14 protein-coding genes and 1 pseudogene are annotated in these 14,927 nt (G+C 56.7%); 6 read left to right on the top strand and 9 right to left on the bottom strand.

Features of this window, described 5'->3' with window-relative positions:
• Positions 1-174: 174 nt before the first annotated feature.
• Positions 175-1,416 (bottom strand): (Fe-S)-binding protein, encoded by a 1,242-nt coding sequence (locus ACZF99_RS14130; protein WP_483612729.1) that lies wholly within the window; start codon positions 1,414-1,416, stop codon positions 175-177.
• 119 nt (positions 1,417-1,535) lie between these two features.
• On the bottom strand, positions 1,536-2,948 hold the full coding sequence (locus ACZF99_RS14125; protein WP_483605705.1) for an FAD-binding oxidoreductase: 1,413 nt from the start codon (positions 2,946-2,948) through the stop codon (positions 1,536-1,538).
• A 157-nt stretch (positions 2,949-3,105) separates the two neighbouring features.
• On the opposite strand from ACZF99_RS14125, the gene ACZF99_RS14120 reads away from it, so the two are divergent.
• Positions 3,106-3,807, top strand: coding sequence for a FadR/GntR family transcriptional regulator (locus tag ACZF99_RS14120; protein ID WP_483605703.1), 702 nt, complete (start codon positions 3,106-3,108; stop codon positions 3,805-3,807).
• A gap of 502 nt (positions 3,808-4,309) precedes the next feature.
• Here the strand turns inward: ACZF99_RS14120 and ACZF99_RS14115 are convergent.
• The 4 genes from ACZF99_RS14115 to ACZF99_RS14100 form a co-directional block, all read right to left on the bottom strand.
• On the bottom strand, positions 4,310-5,422 hold the full coding sequence (locus ACZF99_RS14115; RefSeq protein WP_483612727.1) for a DNA alkylation repair protein: 1,113 nt from the start codon (positions 5,420-5,422) through the stop codon (positions 4,310-4,312).
• Positions 5,423-5,563: 141 nt separating this feature from the next.
• Entirely contained in the window at positions 5,564-6,556 is a 993-nt protein-coding gene (locus tag ACZF99_RS14110) for a zinc dependent phospholipase C family protein (RefSeq protein WP_483605701.1), read from the bottom strand.
• 107 nt (positions 6,557-6,663) lie between these two features.
• A complete protein-coding gene (locus ACZF99_RS14105) occupies positions 6,664-7,278 on the bottom strand; it encodes a LysE family translocator (protein WP_483605700.1) in 615 nt (204 codons plus the stop codon).
• A 15-nt stretch (positions 7,279-7,293) separates the two neighbouring features.
• The gene (locus ACZF99_RS14100; protein ID WP_483605699.1) at positions 7,294-7,734 is read right to left on the bottom strand and encodes an Lrp/AsnC family transcriptional regulator; all 441 of its coding nucleotides are present in this window, start codon (positions 7,732-7,734) and stop codon (positions 7,294-7,296) included.
• Positions 7,735-7,981: 247 nt separating this feature from the next.
• Here ACZF99_RS14100 and ybaK point away from each other — a divergent pair, with 247 nt between their 5' ends.
• Positions 7,982-8,485, top strand: a complete 504-nt coding sequence (gene ybaK / locus ACZF99_RS14095) for a Cys-tRNA(Pro) deacylase (RefSeq protein ID WP_483605698.1) — start codon at positions 7,982-7,984, stop codon at positions 8,483-8,485.
• Here the strand turns inward: ybaK and ACZF99_RS14090 are convergent.
• From ACZF99_RS14090 to ACZF99_RS14080, 3 genes and pseudogenes are all read right to left on the bottom strand, one after another.
• Positions 8,445-8,642 (bottom strand): annotated as a pseudogene (locus tag ACZF99_RS14090) (hypothetical protein); the annotation flags it as partial. The gene ybaK and the pseudogene ACZF99_RS14090 overlap by 41 nt on opposite strands.
• Before the next feature lie 1,001 nt (positions 8,643-9,643).
• Positions 9,644-11,014: a sensor histidine kinase gene (locus ACZF99_RS14085; protein ID WP_483605697.1), complete on the bottom strand. Its 1,371-nt coding sequence runs from the start codon at positions 11,012-11,014 to the stop codon at positions 9,644-9,646.
• Positions 11,011-11,727, bottom strand: coding sequence for a response regulator transcription factor (locus ACZF99_RS14080; protein WP_483605696.1), 717 nt, complete (start codon positions 11,725-11,727; stop codon positions 11,011-11,013). The genes ACZF99_RS14085 and ACZF99_RS14080 overlap by 4 nt, the downstream gene beginning before the upstream one ends.
• Before the next feature lie 181 nt (positions 11,728-11,908).
• On the opposite strand from ACZF99_RS14080, the gene ACZF99_RS14075 reads away from it, so the two are divergent.
• From ACZF99_RS14075 to ACZF99_RS14060, 4 genes are all read left to right on the top strand, one after another.
• A complete protein-coding gene (locus tag ACZF99_RS14075) occupies positions 11,909-12,781 on the top strand; it encodes a carbohydrate ABC transporter permease (protein WP_483605695.1) in 873 nt (290 codons plus the stop codon).
• 72 nt (positions 12,782-12,853) lie between these two features.
• On the top strand, positions 12,854-13,714 hold the full coding sequence (locus tag ACZF99_RS14070) for a carbohydrate ABC transporter permease (protein WP_483605693.1): 861 nt from the start codon (positions 12,854-12,856) through the stop codon (positions 13,712-13,714).
• 87 nt (positions 13,715-13,801) lie between these two features.
• Positions 13,802-14,785 carry an efflux RND transporter periplasmic adaptor subunit gene (locus ACZF99_RS14065; RefSeq protein ID WP_483605692.1) on the top strand — a complete coding sequence of 328 codons (984 nt, stop codon included), beginning with the start codon at positions 13,802-13,804 and terminating at the stop codon, positions 14,783-14,785.
• A gap of 14 nt (positions 14,786-14,799) precedes the next feature.
• Complete coding sequence (locus tag ACZF99_RS14060) at positions 14,800-14,922, top strand: hypothetical protein (RefSeq protein WP_483605691.1); 123 nt, start codon at positions 14,800-14,802, stop codon at positions 14,920-14,922.
• Positions 14,923-14,927: the final 5 nt, after the last annotated feature.

Raw genomic sequence — 14,927 nt, 5'->3', positions numbered from 1 at the left:
CCTCCACTTCTTTCGAGCGGTATTGCCGCTTTTTTGACAACTAGGTGGAAATCTTAGCATGATGGAGGCTAGGCAAGTGGGGGGGGCGTAAAACGCGGAACCCTGGCATGGCGCGATTCCCCCTGCCGATGCAGCAAAACCGGAAGCCAAAACCAGAAGCGAAAACCGGACCCCTTACAGGGCCCGGTCCAGCAAATCGATAATGTGGACGGCTTCCATTTGCCCCTCCAGGCCAGCGCGCCGAATGCCTTGCTTCATTTGCAGCAGGCAGCCGGGGTTGGAGGTGACAATCAGGCGGGCTTGCGTATCCCCTACCTGCTCCATCTTGCCATCCAGGATCTGCATCGACATGTCGAACTGCGTGAGATTGTACGTGCCGGCAGAGCCGCAGCAGCCGTCGGGCTGGCGCATTTCGACGAGCTTCAGGCCAGGGATGCGGCGAAGCAGCTCGCGGGGCTGGTTTCGGACCCCTTGGCCGTGCGCAAGGTGGCAGGAGTCCTGATACGTGACAGTATACGGCAGCGGCTTGCTGAACCGCAGGGGAGGGAGCTCCGCCAAAAGTTCATTCGCGTCGCGGTTCCGGGAAGCAAACCGCCGGGCGCGTTCCTCCCAGACGGGGTCGTCCTTGAACCAATGCCCGTACTCCTTCAGCGCCGCTCCGCATCCGCCGGCATTGTTGACGACGAAGTCGACGCCGGCCCGCTCAAACGCCTCGATATTCCGTTGGGCCAGTTCCTTCGCCCCGCTCATCTCCCCGGAGTGGGCGTGCATCGCCCCGCAGCAGTTTTGCGCTTCCACAAAAACCACGTCGCAACCGGCTTTCGTCAACAGCCGCGCCGTTGCCTGGTTCGTCTCGAAGAACATCACATCCATAATGCAGCCGGTGAACATTCCAACCGTCAGTCGCGTTTCGCCTTCCGCCTTCATCCGCGATACCCGCGTGCGGCGTTTGCGGGGGGAAGCGACGGTGCCAACCGACTTTTGCATCTCGGCCAACGCTTTAGGCAGGATCCGGACAAGGCCGGTTCGGTTGGCCAATGATTGCAGACCCAGTGTTTGGACTGCCCAGAGGAGGTGGCCCAGCCGCCGGACCCGTTTGGGATGCGGAAAAATCCGCTTGAAAATCAAATGGCGTACAGCGGAGGGGCGTTCCGCGATCTTTTTCGTTTCCTGCACGACCTCTCGCGCCGTCTCCAGCAACCCGCCGTACGGCACGCCGGCCGGACAAGCTGTTTCGCAAGCGCGGCAACCGAGGCAGGCGTTCATATGGTGCTCGAACTCGGCATCCACCGGGAGCTGTCCCGTGGCGACGCCTTTCATCAGCGCGATCCGGCCTCTCGGGCTGTACGTTTCCAGCCCCGTTTGCACGTAGGTTGGACAGGTCGGCAAGCAAAAACCGCAGTGCATGCAATTCATAATTTCATCCAGATCGAACGGCTGCAGTAAGCCGGTCTTGCTGCGGTGTCCCGAACCGGGGACGTCGGCGGCGCATGGTGCCGGATTGAAATCTTCCTTCGGCGCTTGCCCGTTTCCGCTCATTGCTGCACCACCCATCTCCGGCGCTCGGAGGCCGCGAATATTTTGCCCGGATTCAGGATTCCGTGCGGATCAAATGCCGCTTTGATATGCCGCATCAGCTCCAGGCCGGATTCGCCGACCTTCAGGTGCAGGAAATCTTTCTTGGCCAAGCCGACGCCGTGTTCACCGGTGATCGTCCCGCCTAAGCGGATAGCTGTATGAAAAATATCCTCAAACGCCCGCTCGACACGTTCGATTTCCTCCCGGTTCCGTTCGTCCGTCATGCAGGTCGGGTGAAGGTTTCCGTCGCCGGCATGGCCAAACGTGCAGATTTGCAGCTCATATCGCTCGGCGATCCGTTCGATTTCTTCGACCATTTCCGCCAGGCGGGAGCGGGGGACCGTGGCATCCTCCATGATCGTGGTCGGCTTTAACCGGGATAGAGCGGACAAGGCCGCCCTGCGTGCGGTCAGCAATTTGGCTCCCTCTTCCGGGGATCCGGCAACTTCGACGCCGGCGGCGCCGTTGGCCTTGGCGATCTGCGCGATGCGCTCGATATCGGAAGCGACGACCGGCGCGGGACCGTCCTGCTCGATCAGCAGCATCGATTTCATTTCCAGCGGGAGGCCAAGATGCGCGAACGCGTCGACGACCTTCATCGTGCCCTGGTCCATGAATTCGATGGTGGCGGGGATGATTTTGGCCGCGATGATGGCTTCCACGGTTCTGGCCGCATCGACCAGATTGCGATAAAAAGCGACCAGCGTCCGCTTCGACTCCGGCAGCGGGAGCAGCTTGAGCGTAATCTCCGTGATGATCGCCAGCGTTCCCTCGGAACCGACGAGCAGCCGGGTCATGTCGTATCCGGCGACGTCCTTCACATTTTTGCCGCCACATCGCAGGATGTCGCCCGAGGGCAACACGTACTCGAGCCCCATGACGTAATCCTTGGTCACACCGTATTTGAGCCCGCGCATGCCGCCGGCTCCTTGTGATACATTGCCGCCGATCGTGGAGATTCGCATGCTTCCGGGGTCCGGCGGGTAGAACAACCCCAGCGTTTCCACGGCTTGATGCAGGCTCGCGGTCACGACGCCGGGACCTACCGTGGTCGTCATGTTACGCGGATCGATTTCATGGATTTGATTCATCCGGTTCAGGTTCAGCACGATCCCGCCGTGCACGGGAATCGTGCTGGCTGCCAGATTGGTGCCGGAGCCTCGGGGGATGACCGGAATCCGGTGTGCATCGGCCAACCGCAAAACGGCAGATACCTCGCGGGCCGATGCGGGCAACACGACGGCGTCGGGCAAGGCTTGATACATCGGGGTGGCGTCGTAGGAATAAGCGTACAGCTCGGCGGGACGGTCCAAAACCCATTTGTCGCCGACGATGTCTTTCAATTGTTCTTTCAATTCGGGGCTGATCAATCCACATTCCTCCGTTCCCATGGTATAATCTGAATTAGTCAGGTCATCAGATGAATTTTGAATTTGAAATAAATCTACCATAACGATCTGGGATTGTATAGACTGTAATTTAGGAATTATTATTACGGAAGCGTTACGGTCGGAAGAGGGATCAATCATGGATTTGGGCAAAAAAAACTACGAGATCATCACCGAAGAGCTGCAGCGGATCATCGAGACGGGGAAGGTCAAGCCGGGCGAAAAGCTCGACACGATCGAGAACATGGCCAAGCGCTATCGCGTCGGCCGCTCTACCGTCCGTGAGGCGATCAGCCATTTGAAAGCGCGGGGATTGCTGGAGACGAAGCAGGGCGGAGGAACGTACGTCCGGGCGCAGGCGCTGGAATCGATGGCTTCCCGGCAGATCAAGGATCGTGAGGATTTGCGGCGGCTGCTGGAGGTGCGGGGCATCCTGGAGGTGGGGAGCATCGAGCTGGCGGCGGCCCACCGGAGCGAAGCCGATTTGGACGAGCTGGCGGGGATCGTCAGCCTCATGGAGGAAGCGATCGGCAACGAGGAAATCAGTCAGGTGCACGACGTCAATTTCCATCTTGCCGTCGCCAAAGCGACGCAAAACCCGCTGCTCCGGCAAATGATGGAGAGCATCTCGGCGATGATGATGCGCACGATCCGGGACAGCCGCAGCCTGTGGCTGTTCAGCGAGCAGGAATCGGCCCATCGCCTGTTCCAGGAGCATCGGCAAATGCTGGAGGCGATTCGCGATCGGAATCCGCGCAGGGCGGCCGAAACCATGAAATCGCACCTGGCAAAGGTGGGGAAAGCCTTGATGGGGACAAACGAACAACTTGAAGCCGATTGAGTGAGGCGGCGGCTCCGGGGACGGCCATCGGGAGCTGTGACCGATCCACAGTAGTCAGTAGCATTAGTCGGTCACGGCAGTCGGTAACCGTAGTCAGTCACAGTAGTCAGTCATGGCAGTCGGTAGCAGTAGTCAGTCACATAATCGGTCACGGCAGTCGGTAGCAGCATTCGGTAACAGTAGTCAGTAACAGCTAATCGATACTCGGAACCGGCAAGTTCACGGTAAACGGTGCCCCCTTCTCGCTCTATGTCTAGTCTTCAACTGCAAATGTGCATTTCGTAGCGATGTGTAACCCCATATTCAAGCGATGAAGTGCAAAAGTGCATCTGTTTGACGAAGGTTAGGCGGGTTACGGGCTTTTGAGCGCAAATGAGATGCGCTTTCGCACTTGAATGGGTCCGCAACGGGCGATTTGGTCGAAATCGCCTGCACTTTTGCACTTGAACCCAGTAGTCGCGAAAAAAAACAGAAAGACCTGGCCAACGAGCCAGGTTTTTCTCTATTCGCCGCCGGCTTGCAGCGTTAATACGGTTTCGGCCGCTTCCACGCCGTTGACCAGCAGCACGATGCGGTGCTCGCCGGGGTAGTGCCGGCGGGTCGTGAGATCGGCCCAAGCGTGCCGGCGCGTTCCGCCGATCCGGGCGCCCCCGGGAACGGTTTTGTCCGTCAGCAGGAACAGCTTGCGCGAGGTGCGGCCGCCCGCTTTGACGAAGTCGATGCCGTATTCGACGCGCACCTTGGCCGGTTCGCCCTCGCGAATCGTCAGCTCGTAGCGGAGCTCGCCGCTGTCGCCGATGCGCAGCACGGCCGCTTCGGTCGAGAGCGCCGCCGACGTAACCAACGGCTCGCCTTCGCCGGCCGCGGCGTAGCCGAACAGCTCCAGCGCTTCCGGCCCGCCCTTGCGAATCAAGGTGCGGCAGCCGTGGCGCACGATCCAGTCGGTGTGCGGATGCGCGTCTTTCCAACGGCGCGCAAGCTCAAGCACCAGCGCTGGATGGTCCTTGGCGATGTCGTTCAAATTGTTGGCTACGCTCTTGCGGACATACAAGCTGGGATCGGCCTTCAACCGTTCAAGGATCGGCAGAATCGGCGCCGGGTCTCGCTTGAACATCGGCAGCGCTTGGCCCCAGGGAAGGCGCGGCCGGCAGCCCTCGCTCGCCAAGCGGCGCACGTGCTCGTTCTCGTGTTCCGCCCATGCCGCCATCTGCCGCATCATCCGCGCGGGATCGCGCTCGATAAACGAACGGACGGCAAACTCGGCGGACGACTTCGACGTAAACCGCTCCAGCGCCCGCATGGCGAGCGGCCAGTCGGCTTCGGCGCTGCCGAACACCTCGACGAAGTCGGGAAAGAACAGGTACGGAAACCCGACGCAGGATTCGTCGATGGTGAACAGAACGGCCACCGCCTCCGAAAATGCCTCCGGCAACTGCGCCCCCAGCTTTAGCGTAATTTGCCGCATCCGTGCCTTCAGTTCCAGTCCGTCCCACGTATCGTCCATCGTGTCGGCAACGAACCGTTCCGCGTCAAAGCGCGCGTAGGCGCCATTCACTTTGCCGCCGAAGTCGCGCAGAAATGCCTCGTTATACATCGATTTTAACGTATCAGCCATGTCCATTCTCCGTTTCATGCCAAACTGGGATTGTTGATTCAGAGTTCCATTTTACTATGGAGGTTTGATCCGGCGCAAACCCCAACCCCCCACGCAAGCCGTGTTGATCCGCTGACCCGCTGGCGGCTTTCAAGTCGACGACTAACCGGTTTGCCTGCGGCTCCAAATCGGCTCCGCGTAAAGATTAACTAGATTGCTGACGCATTCTTTTCCCGTATCGTACGAGCGATCCCCTAACGTCTGCCGGAACTGTTCCCGTTTCCGCGTGAACGCTTCGGGATTTTCTTCATTCAGCCAATCTGCCAGCGTTTCAAGTACTCGTCTGCCGTCCGCGAGCGCCTGCTCCCAAAGCTCCCATACGCTTTCCGTTCGGACTTCGGAAAGGAGGGCCGAATGCCGCCATTCGGCTTGCCGTTCGTTCAGGTAGTCCGGGAAGCCGGTCCCGGTGCCGGTGAGGGAAGGGACGGACGGATAAAACAATCCGCGAACCGGGCCTACCGCCAGCGACTTCTTCCAACCCTTGGGATCGAACAACAGGCGAAAAGCCAACCGCATGTCGCGGTAAGCCGCTTGCCAGCTTGCCAAAGGAAAGCCGTCCATTTCCGGGTAATGAACCATAGACGTCTCATGGAGAATCCGACGGATGGGCAGCGGCAGCCCCGCTCTCAGGTCGATTTCTTTCCATCCGGGCAGGCGCGAAACGTCAACTTGTTTTATCCGTTGCAGGAATACGGCGTCCAAGGCGATTTCGAAGCGCTGGTGGTCCAGCCTTTTATAGCCGGCGTTCCAGTTGATATAGGGGTGCAGATTGCGATCAAGCAGGTGGTGGGTGAGAAAGCCGAGGAAATACAACAAGGCATCCGAGCGACCGGGCATGGGGTGCGTGAGGCTTCGGGCAAAAACATCGACCAATACCGGTCCGCAACTGCGGCTGTGCAGCAGATTACCGAGTTGTACCGCCGGACTGGGGCCGCGCAAAGATAAAAATCCGTGAAAAAGCAAAACATCCGGTCCCTGGCAACCGACGTGGTAGAGATTGCGTTTTGCCGGAAGCTCGCTTAAAAAGGGCAAACGGTCCCGAAATTCGGCCGCAAGCCGTTGACCGTACTCCAAATGCATCCATAAAGCCGGCATGGGATTCCCTCCTGCTGGTGGTTCGCCCGCCGGACGGAGGGCGAAGTTCTTACGTTCAGCATAAGGAACGGATGTTAAGGGAGCGTGAAAAGCGTTCGGGCTTCCTGTTAAGATTTGCGCCCCTTTCCGGCCATGCGTAGTGCGAAAACGAGCAGGGCGAGGCCGACGAGAATGTTCAAAACCTGCGACAGCCGCGGCGGAAGGTACGTGTTCGCCAAGCTGCCAAGCAGCGCGATCAAGGTGAGGAAAGCGAAGGTCGCCAGCAAAGCCCCCAGCGCAAAACGGGGCAAATCGGTGCGCCCAACGCCCCCCTCGGTGATTTTGGAGGTAAACACGCCCGCCCAGAACAGGATCGTGAGCGGGTTGGAGGCTGTCAACAGCGTAGCGTACGCCCAGACGTTCTCTCCGCCGCCCCAGGCCGACAGGGGTAAGCTCGGCAGAATCGCAATCTGAAAAACGCCCAGTATCGCGCCTACGCCGAACAGCCCCAGCACGGCCGCGCCGAGCCCATGGAGCAGGGGACGGATCCGTTTGCGGTTCAGTAGGGAGGTAAGGCCCAGCATCGCCGCCAGCATATACAGCCCGTCGACGAGCGTGACCCCAAGTACGCCGGCTTCCGCTGCAAAAAAGCCGTGGATGGAGGCGGTTTGAAATATAAACAAGCAGACCGGGCCAACGGCCAATTGCAGCAGCATCCCGAACTTGAACCCGCGAATCAGCATCTTTTAAGCCTCCTCTCAAAGGTTCATGTTTTCTTTAAGCGAGGAGAGGGAGATCATCGTGTTGCTTTTCTGCACGCCCGGGATTTTCTTCAAGGTTCCGGTTAAAAAAGCTTCCAGCTGCACCGTATCTTCGACCAGCACCTTCAGCAAATAATCGTATTCGCCGGCGATATGGTGGCACTCGAGGACCGGTTCGCAGGCCACGATCGCTTCGCGGAACGGTTCGACGTGTTTGGTGTGCTCGATGCCGACGAAAATAAAGGCCAGCAGCTTATGCCCCGTTTTCGCCCGGTTGATTTTGACCGTGTAGGCTTCGATGACGCCGGCTTCTTCCAACTTGCGGATGCGTTCGGAAACGGCGGGAACGGAGAGGCCAACCCGCCTGCCAATGTCGGAAGCGGTTATGCGGCTGTTTTGTTTAAGAGCGTTCAAGATCCGCTGATCGGTAACGTCCAAGGGAACACCTTCTTATTGGTATGTTTTAAATATATCATAGAAAATAGTTTAAATAATGTAAATCCTATATCGAAAATGCAAAATTAATTTAGGTCATATGATGAAATAGACTAAATTATATTACGGATGAAATCCCCGTTCGGGGGCCAGGCAAAATGATTTTAACCAAACCCGGTCTGTCCTCCGTTTGACGGAAGTGCTAGGATAATCCTAGAAGAAATTAAGGGATGGAAAAGGAGTGGCAGCAATGGCGGAGGTCAAAACGAATGCCATGCGGATGCTGGACAAGTCCAAGACGGAATACCGGATTTATGCGTACGATGCGGAGGACGGGCAAATTCACGGAACCGCGGTGGCGGAGAAAATCGGCAAACCGGCGGAGAAGGTATACAAAACGTTGGTAGCGCATCAGGGGGCGGCGAACTTCGTGTTCATCATCCCGGTCGCCGAGGAGCTGGACCTGAAGAAGGCGGCCAAAGCCGCCGGCGTCAAAAAGATCGAAATGCTGCCGATGAAGGATTTGCAGCAGCAGACGGGATACATCCGTGGCGGCTGCTCGCCGGTCGGGATGAAGAAGCTGTTTCCCACTTTTATCGACAGCCGTGCGGAGAGCATGGACGCCATCCTCGTCTCCGCCGGCAAAATCGGCATGCAGATGGAGATCGTGCCGCAGCGGCTGGCGGAGCAGGTCAAGGGGAAATTTGCGCCGCTCATCCGCGAAGACGGGGCTGAGGGGGAAGGGGGGAGCTGACGTTTTCCTCTTCCCCTTCCGTATTCGGCACCCAACCTTTGCAGACGTCGACCCAACCTTGGGCCCCGGCGTAACGGTAATTTTCCTCGCAGGTCAGCTCGATCGCCGAGTTGCTGCTTCCGCAGCCCGCATTTCGCCCAAACACCGAGCAATAGCGTTACATTTTCACCCTATTTCCTCAACTTCGCCGGATTTGAGCGAAATAGAGTGAATCTATCACCTTATGTTACTCCAACTGCCCGCATTTCGCCCAAACACCGAGCAATAGCGTTACTTTTTCACCTTATTTCCTCACCTTCGCCGGATTTGAGCGAAATAGAGTGAATGTATCACCTTATGTTACTCCAACTGCCCGCATTTCGCCCAAAACTCCGAGCAATAGCATTACATTTTCACCTTATTTCCTCACCATCGCCCAATTTGAGCGAAATAGAGTGATTCTATCACCTTAAGCGACTCCAACTGCCCGCATTTCGCCCAAACACCGAGCAATAGCGTTACATTTTCACCCTATTTCCTCACCTTCGCCGGATTTGAGCGAAATAGAGTGAATCTATCACCTTATGTTACTCCAACTGCCCGCATTTCGCCCAAACACCGAGCAATAGCGTTACATTTTCACCCTATTTCCTCACCTTCGCCGGATTTGAGCGAAATAGAGTGAATCTATCACCTTATGTTACTCCAACTGCCCGCATTTCGCCTAAACACCGAGCAATAGCGTTACTTTTTCACCTTATTTCCTCACCTTCGCCCCTATTTGAGCGAAATAGAGTGAATCTATCACCTTATGTGACTCCAAGTGCCCGCATTTCGCCCAAACTCCGGGGTTACTCCACCAGCGTGCTTAAAGGGGCTAAGCCGCCCCTTTTGTCAGGAGAAATTGGGAAATAAGCTCTCCCGTAAACGTTACATCTTGAAGGCCCCCGTTTCAGCTCACATAGCGTTACTCGCAAGCATTTAGAACCCGTGTTGTTTCTTGTAGCCGGAGTTACTCAAAAGCGTTTAGAGCCTGTGTTCCTGCAGCAGGCGTTACTCAAATGTCGTGTTGTTCCTGTTGCCTCAGCAGGAGGGGGGACTTGTTGTTTTAGTCGAACATATTTCGGGCGGAAGAGGGAGCGCGTGTGGGCAGGGGCTACCGCCTGCCGGAGTTCCCTCTTATAACGGAAAAGCCATCGTAAACCGCGCACCGCCTTCTTGCCGGTTGCTCGCTGTGATTCGGCCCTTGCACCGCTCCACGATCGCCCGAGTGATCGCCAGGCCCAGCCCGGTTTCGCCGTCCTTGCCTTTGGTAAAGCGTTGAAACAAGCGGGGCAGCAACTGCTCGGGGATGCCTTCGCCGTCGTCGGCGATTTCGATGACCAGGTCGTCTCCCTGAAGAGCCGTTCGGATGAGAATTTCCCGCTTGGCATAACGGGCTGCGTTGCCGGCTACGTTAATCAGGGCTTGCAGCAATTTTTCCCGGTCGGCATAAATTTGGAGGTCCGCCGCAGGCAGGGCGTCGTCAAGCTTGAGCTGGAGCCGGTTTTTCAGAAGAAGCGGATTGATCCGTTCGACGGTGCTTTCGATCAACTCGCGAACGGGGACCTTGTCCGGATGGAAAATGCCTTCCTCGCTTTCGAGTTTTGCCAGGAGCACCAGCTCCGATACGATTTTCTTTAACCGGGAGCATTCGCTGATGATGACTTGCAGGCCATGATCCGCTTGATGCCCGGCGAAAACACCGTCTTTGATGCCTTCCGCATAACCTTGGATCGACATCAGCGGTGTCTTCAGCTCATGGGAGGCATTTTGGAAAAATTCCCGTTGCGTGCGCTGGAACCTCTCCAGTTCGGAAGCCAATTGGCAGACGCTTTGCGAAACTTCGCCAATCTCTCCGCCCGATTCAACCGGCCGGACTTCGGAAAAACGGCGGGTTTCCACTTTTTTTAGCTCCTGCCGCAGTTGGGACAGGGGCGTTACCAGCCGTTTGGTAATGTACAAGCTGAGCAAAAAAGCCAGGATTCCGCCGCCGGCCAAAACGATCAGCATGCGGAGAAACAACGCGCTTTGTATCTCCTTGATTTTATTTAAAGGGGTGGCGACAATGGCGGACACCTGCGACCCCGCCGAACTGAGCGTGCCGGTCGTGCCGGTGAGCGTTTCGACGATGTACGCGCCGCTTGGTTTCTCCCAGACCCCGTTGCGGAATCCCGGCGTCTTCGATAACTCCATCCATTCGCCTGCCGTATCTTCCGGTAGCGTGCTGTATACGATTTGGTCCTGGTAAGCGATTAAGGTCACTTCGGAGGCAGGTATGACGGGGGTGGCCGGAATCGCCTTTGTTCTCAGGCCGGGGTAAGGGTTGCCGCCGACCGGCATGCCGCGCTCGGCTACGCTGATCAGTTGACTGCCCGTATCCCGCAGTTCTTTGCGTTCATTGTCGATCAGGGAATTCAGCAGCAACGGATACATGACGGCGGCGGTGATGCCCAACACGCAGAGCAGCAGCAGCCCGAATGACAGGTTTAACCGGTAGATCAATTTCATGGCGTCTCCTCCCTTTCCAGCCGCAACCGGTAACCGTAACCCCAGACGGTTTCAATCGGCAGCTCTTTTATTTTTCGCCGCAGGCGTTTGACCAGATCGTCGATGGCCCTGTCGCTCCCGAAGTAATCTTCCCCCCAGACCAAAGTCAGCAGTTCGTTTCGCGTAAATGCCCGGTTCGGCTGGTCCGCCAACGTCTTCAATAGTTGAAATTCCTTCAGCGTCATTTCGATTTCCGCCTCGCGCCAAAACACCCTTCTTTCCTCGAGAGCGAGCTTGAGATCGCCGATTTCGGTATGCGCCGGCTGCATCGCCGGGAAGGGGTGCGCCTCCATCCGCTGCCGAATCGAGCTGGATCGCTGAAATAAGCGGTTTACCCGCGCCACTAATTCCCGGGGGCTGAACGGTTTGGTCAGGTAATCATCACTGCCGAGCTCCAGGCCCAGGATTTTGTCCACTTCCTCATCGCGGGCCGAGATCATGATAATCGGCACCTCGGCCTCCTTGCGGATCTTCCGGCATAATTCGAATCCGCTCATCCCCGGAAGCATGATGTCGAGAATCCACATATCGGGGGGATCGTTTTTCCACAAATCCCATGCTTCTTCCGCCGAGGCCAGCGGGAGAGTCCGGTAACCTTCTTTTTGCAAATAGGCTTCCACGATGTTGCGTATTTGTACGTCGTCATCGACGATGGCGATCTGATAAGACTTCATGCCGCTAATTCCTCCAACCGATTGATCTGACCTTATTGTAGCAAAGAAACGCCCGAAACCGGGCCATTCCATACTTTTTCCACACTTCTTCCGAAGTTTTGCCAAGGGCGGTCCCTATACTGGGAAACCGGGGGGCAAAATGAGAGGCGCCGAGAGCCGGCAGCCACCTGGAGGCTTATTCATGAAATTGAGGTCGCTCACAGCCAGAAGGGAGTGGATTGCCGCTTGCTGCTTTCTTTTTCCCAGTGCGGCAGGGTTTTCAATCTTTTATCTCATTCCGTTCATGCAAAGCATCGGCATTTCGCTCCGCAATACGCCGAATTTCGGAGGTCTGACGCTAAAGTATTACGCCGAGGTGCTGGGCAGCCCTTCTTTTCAAAATGCCGCAGTCAATACGTTTTGGTTCACCGCGATCAGCGTGCCGCTTCTGGTGTTCGTTTCGTTGGGGCTGGCGCTGCTGCTCAACCGGCAAGTCGTACTCCGCAAGTGGCTGCGCGCCGGGTTCGTCCTGCCGCTGGTCATCCCGGCCGCATCGATCGGGCTGGTCTGGCAGATTCTGTTCGATTGGAACGGGACGATCAATGCGGTTTTGGCGGGGTGGGGCTACCCGCATACGGACTGGTTCAAATCGGAGTGGGCGAGGCTTGTCATTCTTTCCATCTATGTATGGAAATACGTTGGGTATAATGTGGTTCTTTATCTGGCCGGGCTGCAAAATATCCCCGCATCATATTACGAAATCGCCGAATTGGAAGGGGCCGGGCCGATCCGCAAAGGGTTTACCGTCACACTGACTTATTTGACGCCTACGACCTTCCTGGTCACGCTGATGTCGATCCTCAATTCGTTCAAAGCTTTTCGCGAAACGTATTTGCTTGCCGGGGCGTATCCGCACGATTCCATTTATATGATGCAGCATTACATGAACAACATGTTTCTGGCACTGGATGATCAGAAGCTGTCCGCCGCTGCGGTGTTGACGGCGACCGGCATTTTCGGCCTGGTCATTGCGTTCCAGCGGACGGAGCGGAAGTTCCGTTCCTTTATGGAGTAGCCCGGTACGCAAGCGAGAGAAGGGCAACGGATGCACGGAGCCGCAGGTCCAAGAGGAAAGGGGGGAACGCGTTTGGTAAGCAAACATGGGCTGCAGTCCATCTTGCGCACGGGAACGCTGCTGTCGATCGTCGCGTTGTTCCTGCTGCCCGTCGTGTTGACAGGGGTCAATTCATTGATGACGGAACGTGAAATTGCGGCGAATTACGGCATGCTGGGAAAACAGGACGTCAGTATCCCGGTCAACATGAAATGGATTCCGGATCGGGTGAGCTTTGAACAGTACGAAAAGGTGCTGGTGGCCACCTCGATGTATTTACGGCTGTTTTGGAACTCGGTTTGGCTGGTGGTGCCGATCGTTGCCGGGCAAACGGCCGTGGCGCTCCCGGCTTCGTTTGCGCTGGGGAAACTGCGTTTTCGCGGCAGAGAAGCAGGATTTCTTGTCTATTTGCTTACGATGCTGCTGCCGTATCAAGTCACGCTCGTCCCCAACTACCTCATGGCCGATCGGCTCGGTTTGTTGAACACTCATAGTTCCATCATCTTGCCCGGCATTTTTGGCGTGTTCGGCGTATTTTTGCTCCGTCAATATATGCTGCATATTCCCTCGGCCTACATCGAGGCCGCAAAGATGGACGGAGCAGGCTACGGGAGGATATTCCTGTCTGTCGCGCTGCCGATGGTCAAGCCGGGGATCGCCGCCTTGATCGTGCTGTTGTTTACCGATTACTGGAACATGGTGGAACAACCGCTGATTTTCTTGCAGGATGCGGAGCTGCAGCCGTTGTCGATTTTTTTGTCCAGAATCCAGCAGGAAATGCTGGGCGTATCCTTTGCGGCTTCGATGGTTTATATGGTGCCGATGGTCCTGTTATTCCTCAGCGCGGAACCGTATTTCATCGAAGGAATCGAGTTATCCGGCATCAAGGGCTGAGCTTGCGGAAAATCTTGGCCGACCGAACGCGAGCAAAGACACTTATTGGGGAGGGGGAGCACACTGGGAAATCAACGTTGGATTCGAATGGCTTTAGCTTTGTTCTTGATCGTCATTGCCCTACTGACCTTATTCAGCAATACGATCCAAACGGTTATGCTGCCGAAAGTGACGACGGAAATGCCGTGGAGGAAAAACCTGGTGTATTCCATAAAAGAAAGCGGCTTCCTCGTCCCGAAGCGGCAAATCGACCTGACCAGCGACAGCGGCTGGAACATCCGCAAGCTTCATGTAAAAGAAAAGGATCGCGTCAAGAAGGGCCAGATTCTGGTGACGTTTGACACATCGGAAGGCGAGGAACAACGGCAGGATGCGGAATTGAACGTAAGCCGTCTGGAGTTGAATATGGAGGTGCTGCAGGAAACGTACATATCGGCGCAGCATAACGGGGATGACGAGGCGATCCGCAAGGCGAACCGCGACTTGAAAACCGGACGTTTGGAGTTGGAAGCGGCGCGGCGGAAATTGGAACAGTTGCGTAAGGATATCGCGACAAAACGCACGTTAACTGCCCCCTACGAGGGACAAATCGGGAAGATCGAGGCCGAAGAAGGCCTGTCCGCGCCGCCGGGCCAAAGGCTGCTTACCTTAATCAAAAGCAGCGAGGGTTTCGAGTTTTCCTTCACCATTCCCGCGGGATCGGCGGAACGGCTTGGCATGAACGAAGAAATCCCCGTCATTCTGCACGGAGAACAGGAGAAGAAGCTGAACGGAACCATTGCCGAGATCAAAAACGCTTTCGGGGGAAACGGCCCCTCCGGCCAAGGTTCGGGTACAGAGGGAAACGAACCGGCCCCGGAACAGCGAACCGTGATCGTAACCGTATCGGACCTCGGCCTCGAAGGGGGGAGAAGGTCTCGGTCGATATCGAAAGGCCGGCTTTGGAGCAAGGCCTGGTCATCAGCAAGAAATGGCTTCGGCAGGATGCGAACGGGAGTTACGTGCTGGTCATTCTTGAGCGGCGGAGCGCCCTGGGGAACACTTACACGGTGCGAAAGGCCTATGTCGTGACAGGGGAAGAGGTGTTGGATGAAATCGTTATCCTCCGAGGTTTATCGGAGGCGGAGGAAGTCGTCGCCGAATCGAGCGCCCCGCTCCAGGAAGGAGATCGGGTGGCTTGGAATGGAGAAATGGATAGGAAAGGATGAGTTGG

The sequence above is a fragment of the Paenibacillus sp. JL3B1040 genome (assembly GCF_057063165.1).
The sequence above is the reverse complement of the archived record's forward strand: the minus strand, read 5'-3'. Positions and strand labels throughout refer to the sequence as shown.

Excerpts from the sequence above, each read along its gene's own strand:
- ACZF99_RS14065 (WP_483605692.1), top strand. The coding sequence starts at position 13,802 with ATGGCTTTAGCTTTGTTCTTGATCGTCATTGCCCTACTGACCTTATTC.
- ACZF99_RS14120 (WP_483605703.1), top strand. The coding sequence starts at position 3,106 with ATGGATTTGGGCAAAAAAAACTACGAGATCATCACCGAAGAGCTGCAG.
- ACZF99_RS14105 (WP_483605700.1), bottom strand. The coding sequence starts at position 7,278 with ATGCTGATTCGCGGGTTCAAGTTCGGGATGCTGCTGCAATTGGCCGTT.
- ybaK (WP_483605698.1), top strand. The coding sequence starts at position 7,982 with ATGGCGGAGGTCAAAACGAATGCCATGCGGATGCTGGACAAGTCCAAG.
- ACZF99_RS14080 (WP_483605696.1), bottom strand. The coding sequence starts at position 11,727 with ATGAAGTCTTATCAGATCGCCATCGTCGATGACGACGTACAAATACGC.
- ACZF99_RS14130 (WP_483612729.1), bottom strand. The coding sequence starts at position 1,416 with ATGAATTGCATGCACTGCGGTTTTTGCTTGCCGACCTGTCCAACCTAC.
- ACZF99_RS14110 (WP_483605701.1), bottom strand. The coding sequence starts at position 6,556 with ATGCCGGCTTTATGGATGCATTTGGAGTACGGTCAACGGCTTGCGGCC.
- ACZF99_RS14075 (WP_483605695.1), top strand. The coding sequence starts at position 11,909 with ATGAAATTGAGGTCGCTCACAGCCAGAAGGGAGTGGATTGCCGCTTGC.
- ACZF99_RS14085 (WP_483605697.1), bottom strand. The coding sequence starts at position 11,014 with ATGAAATTGATCTACCGGTTAAACCTGTCATTCGGGCTGCTGCTGCTC.
- ACZF99_RS14115 (WP_483612727.1), bottom strand. The coding sequence starts at position 5,422 with ATGGCTGATACGTTAAAATCGATGTATAACGAGGCATTTCTGCGCGAC.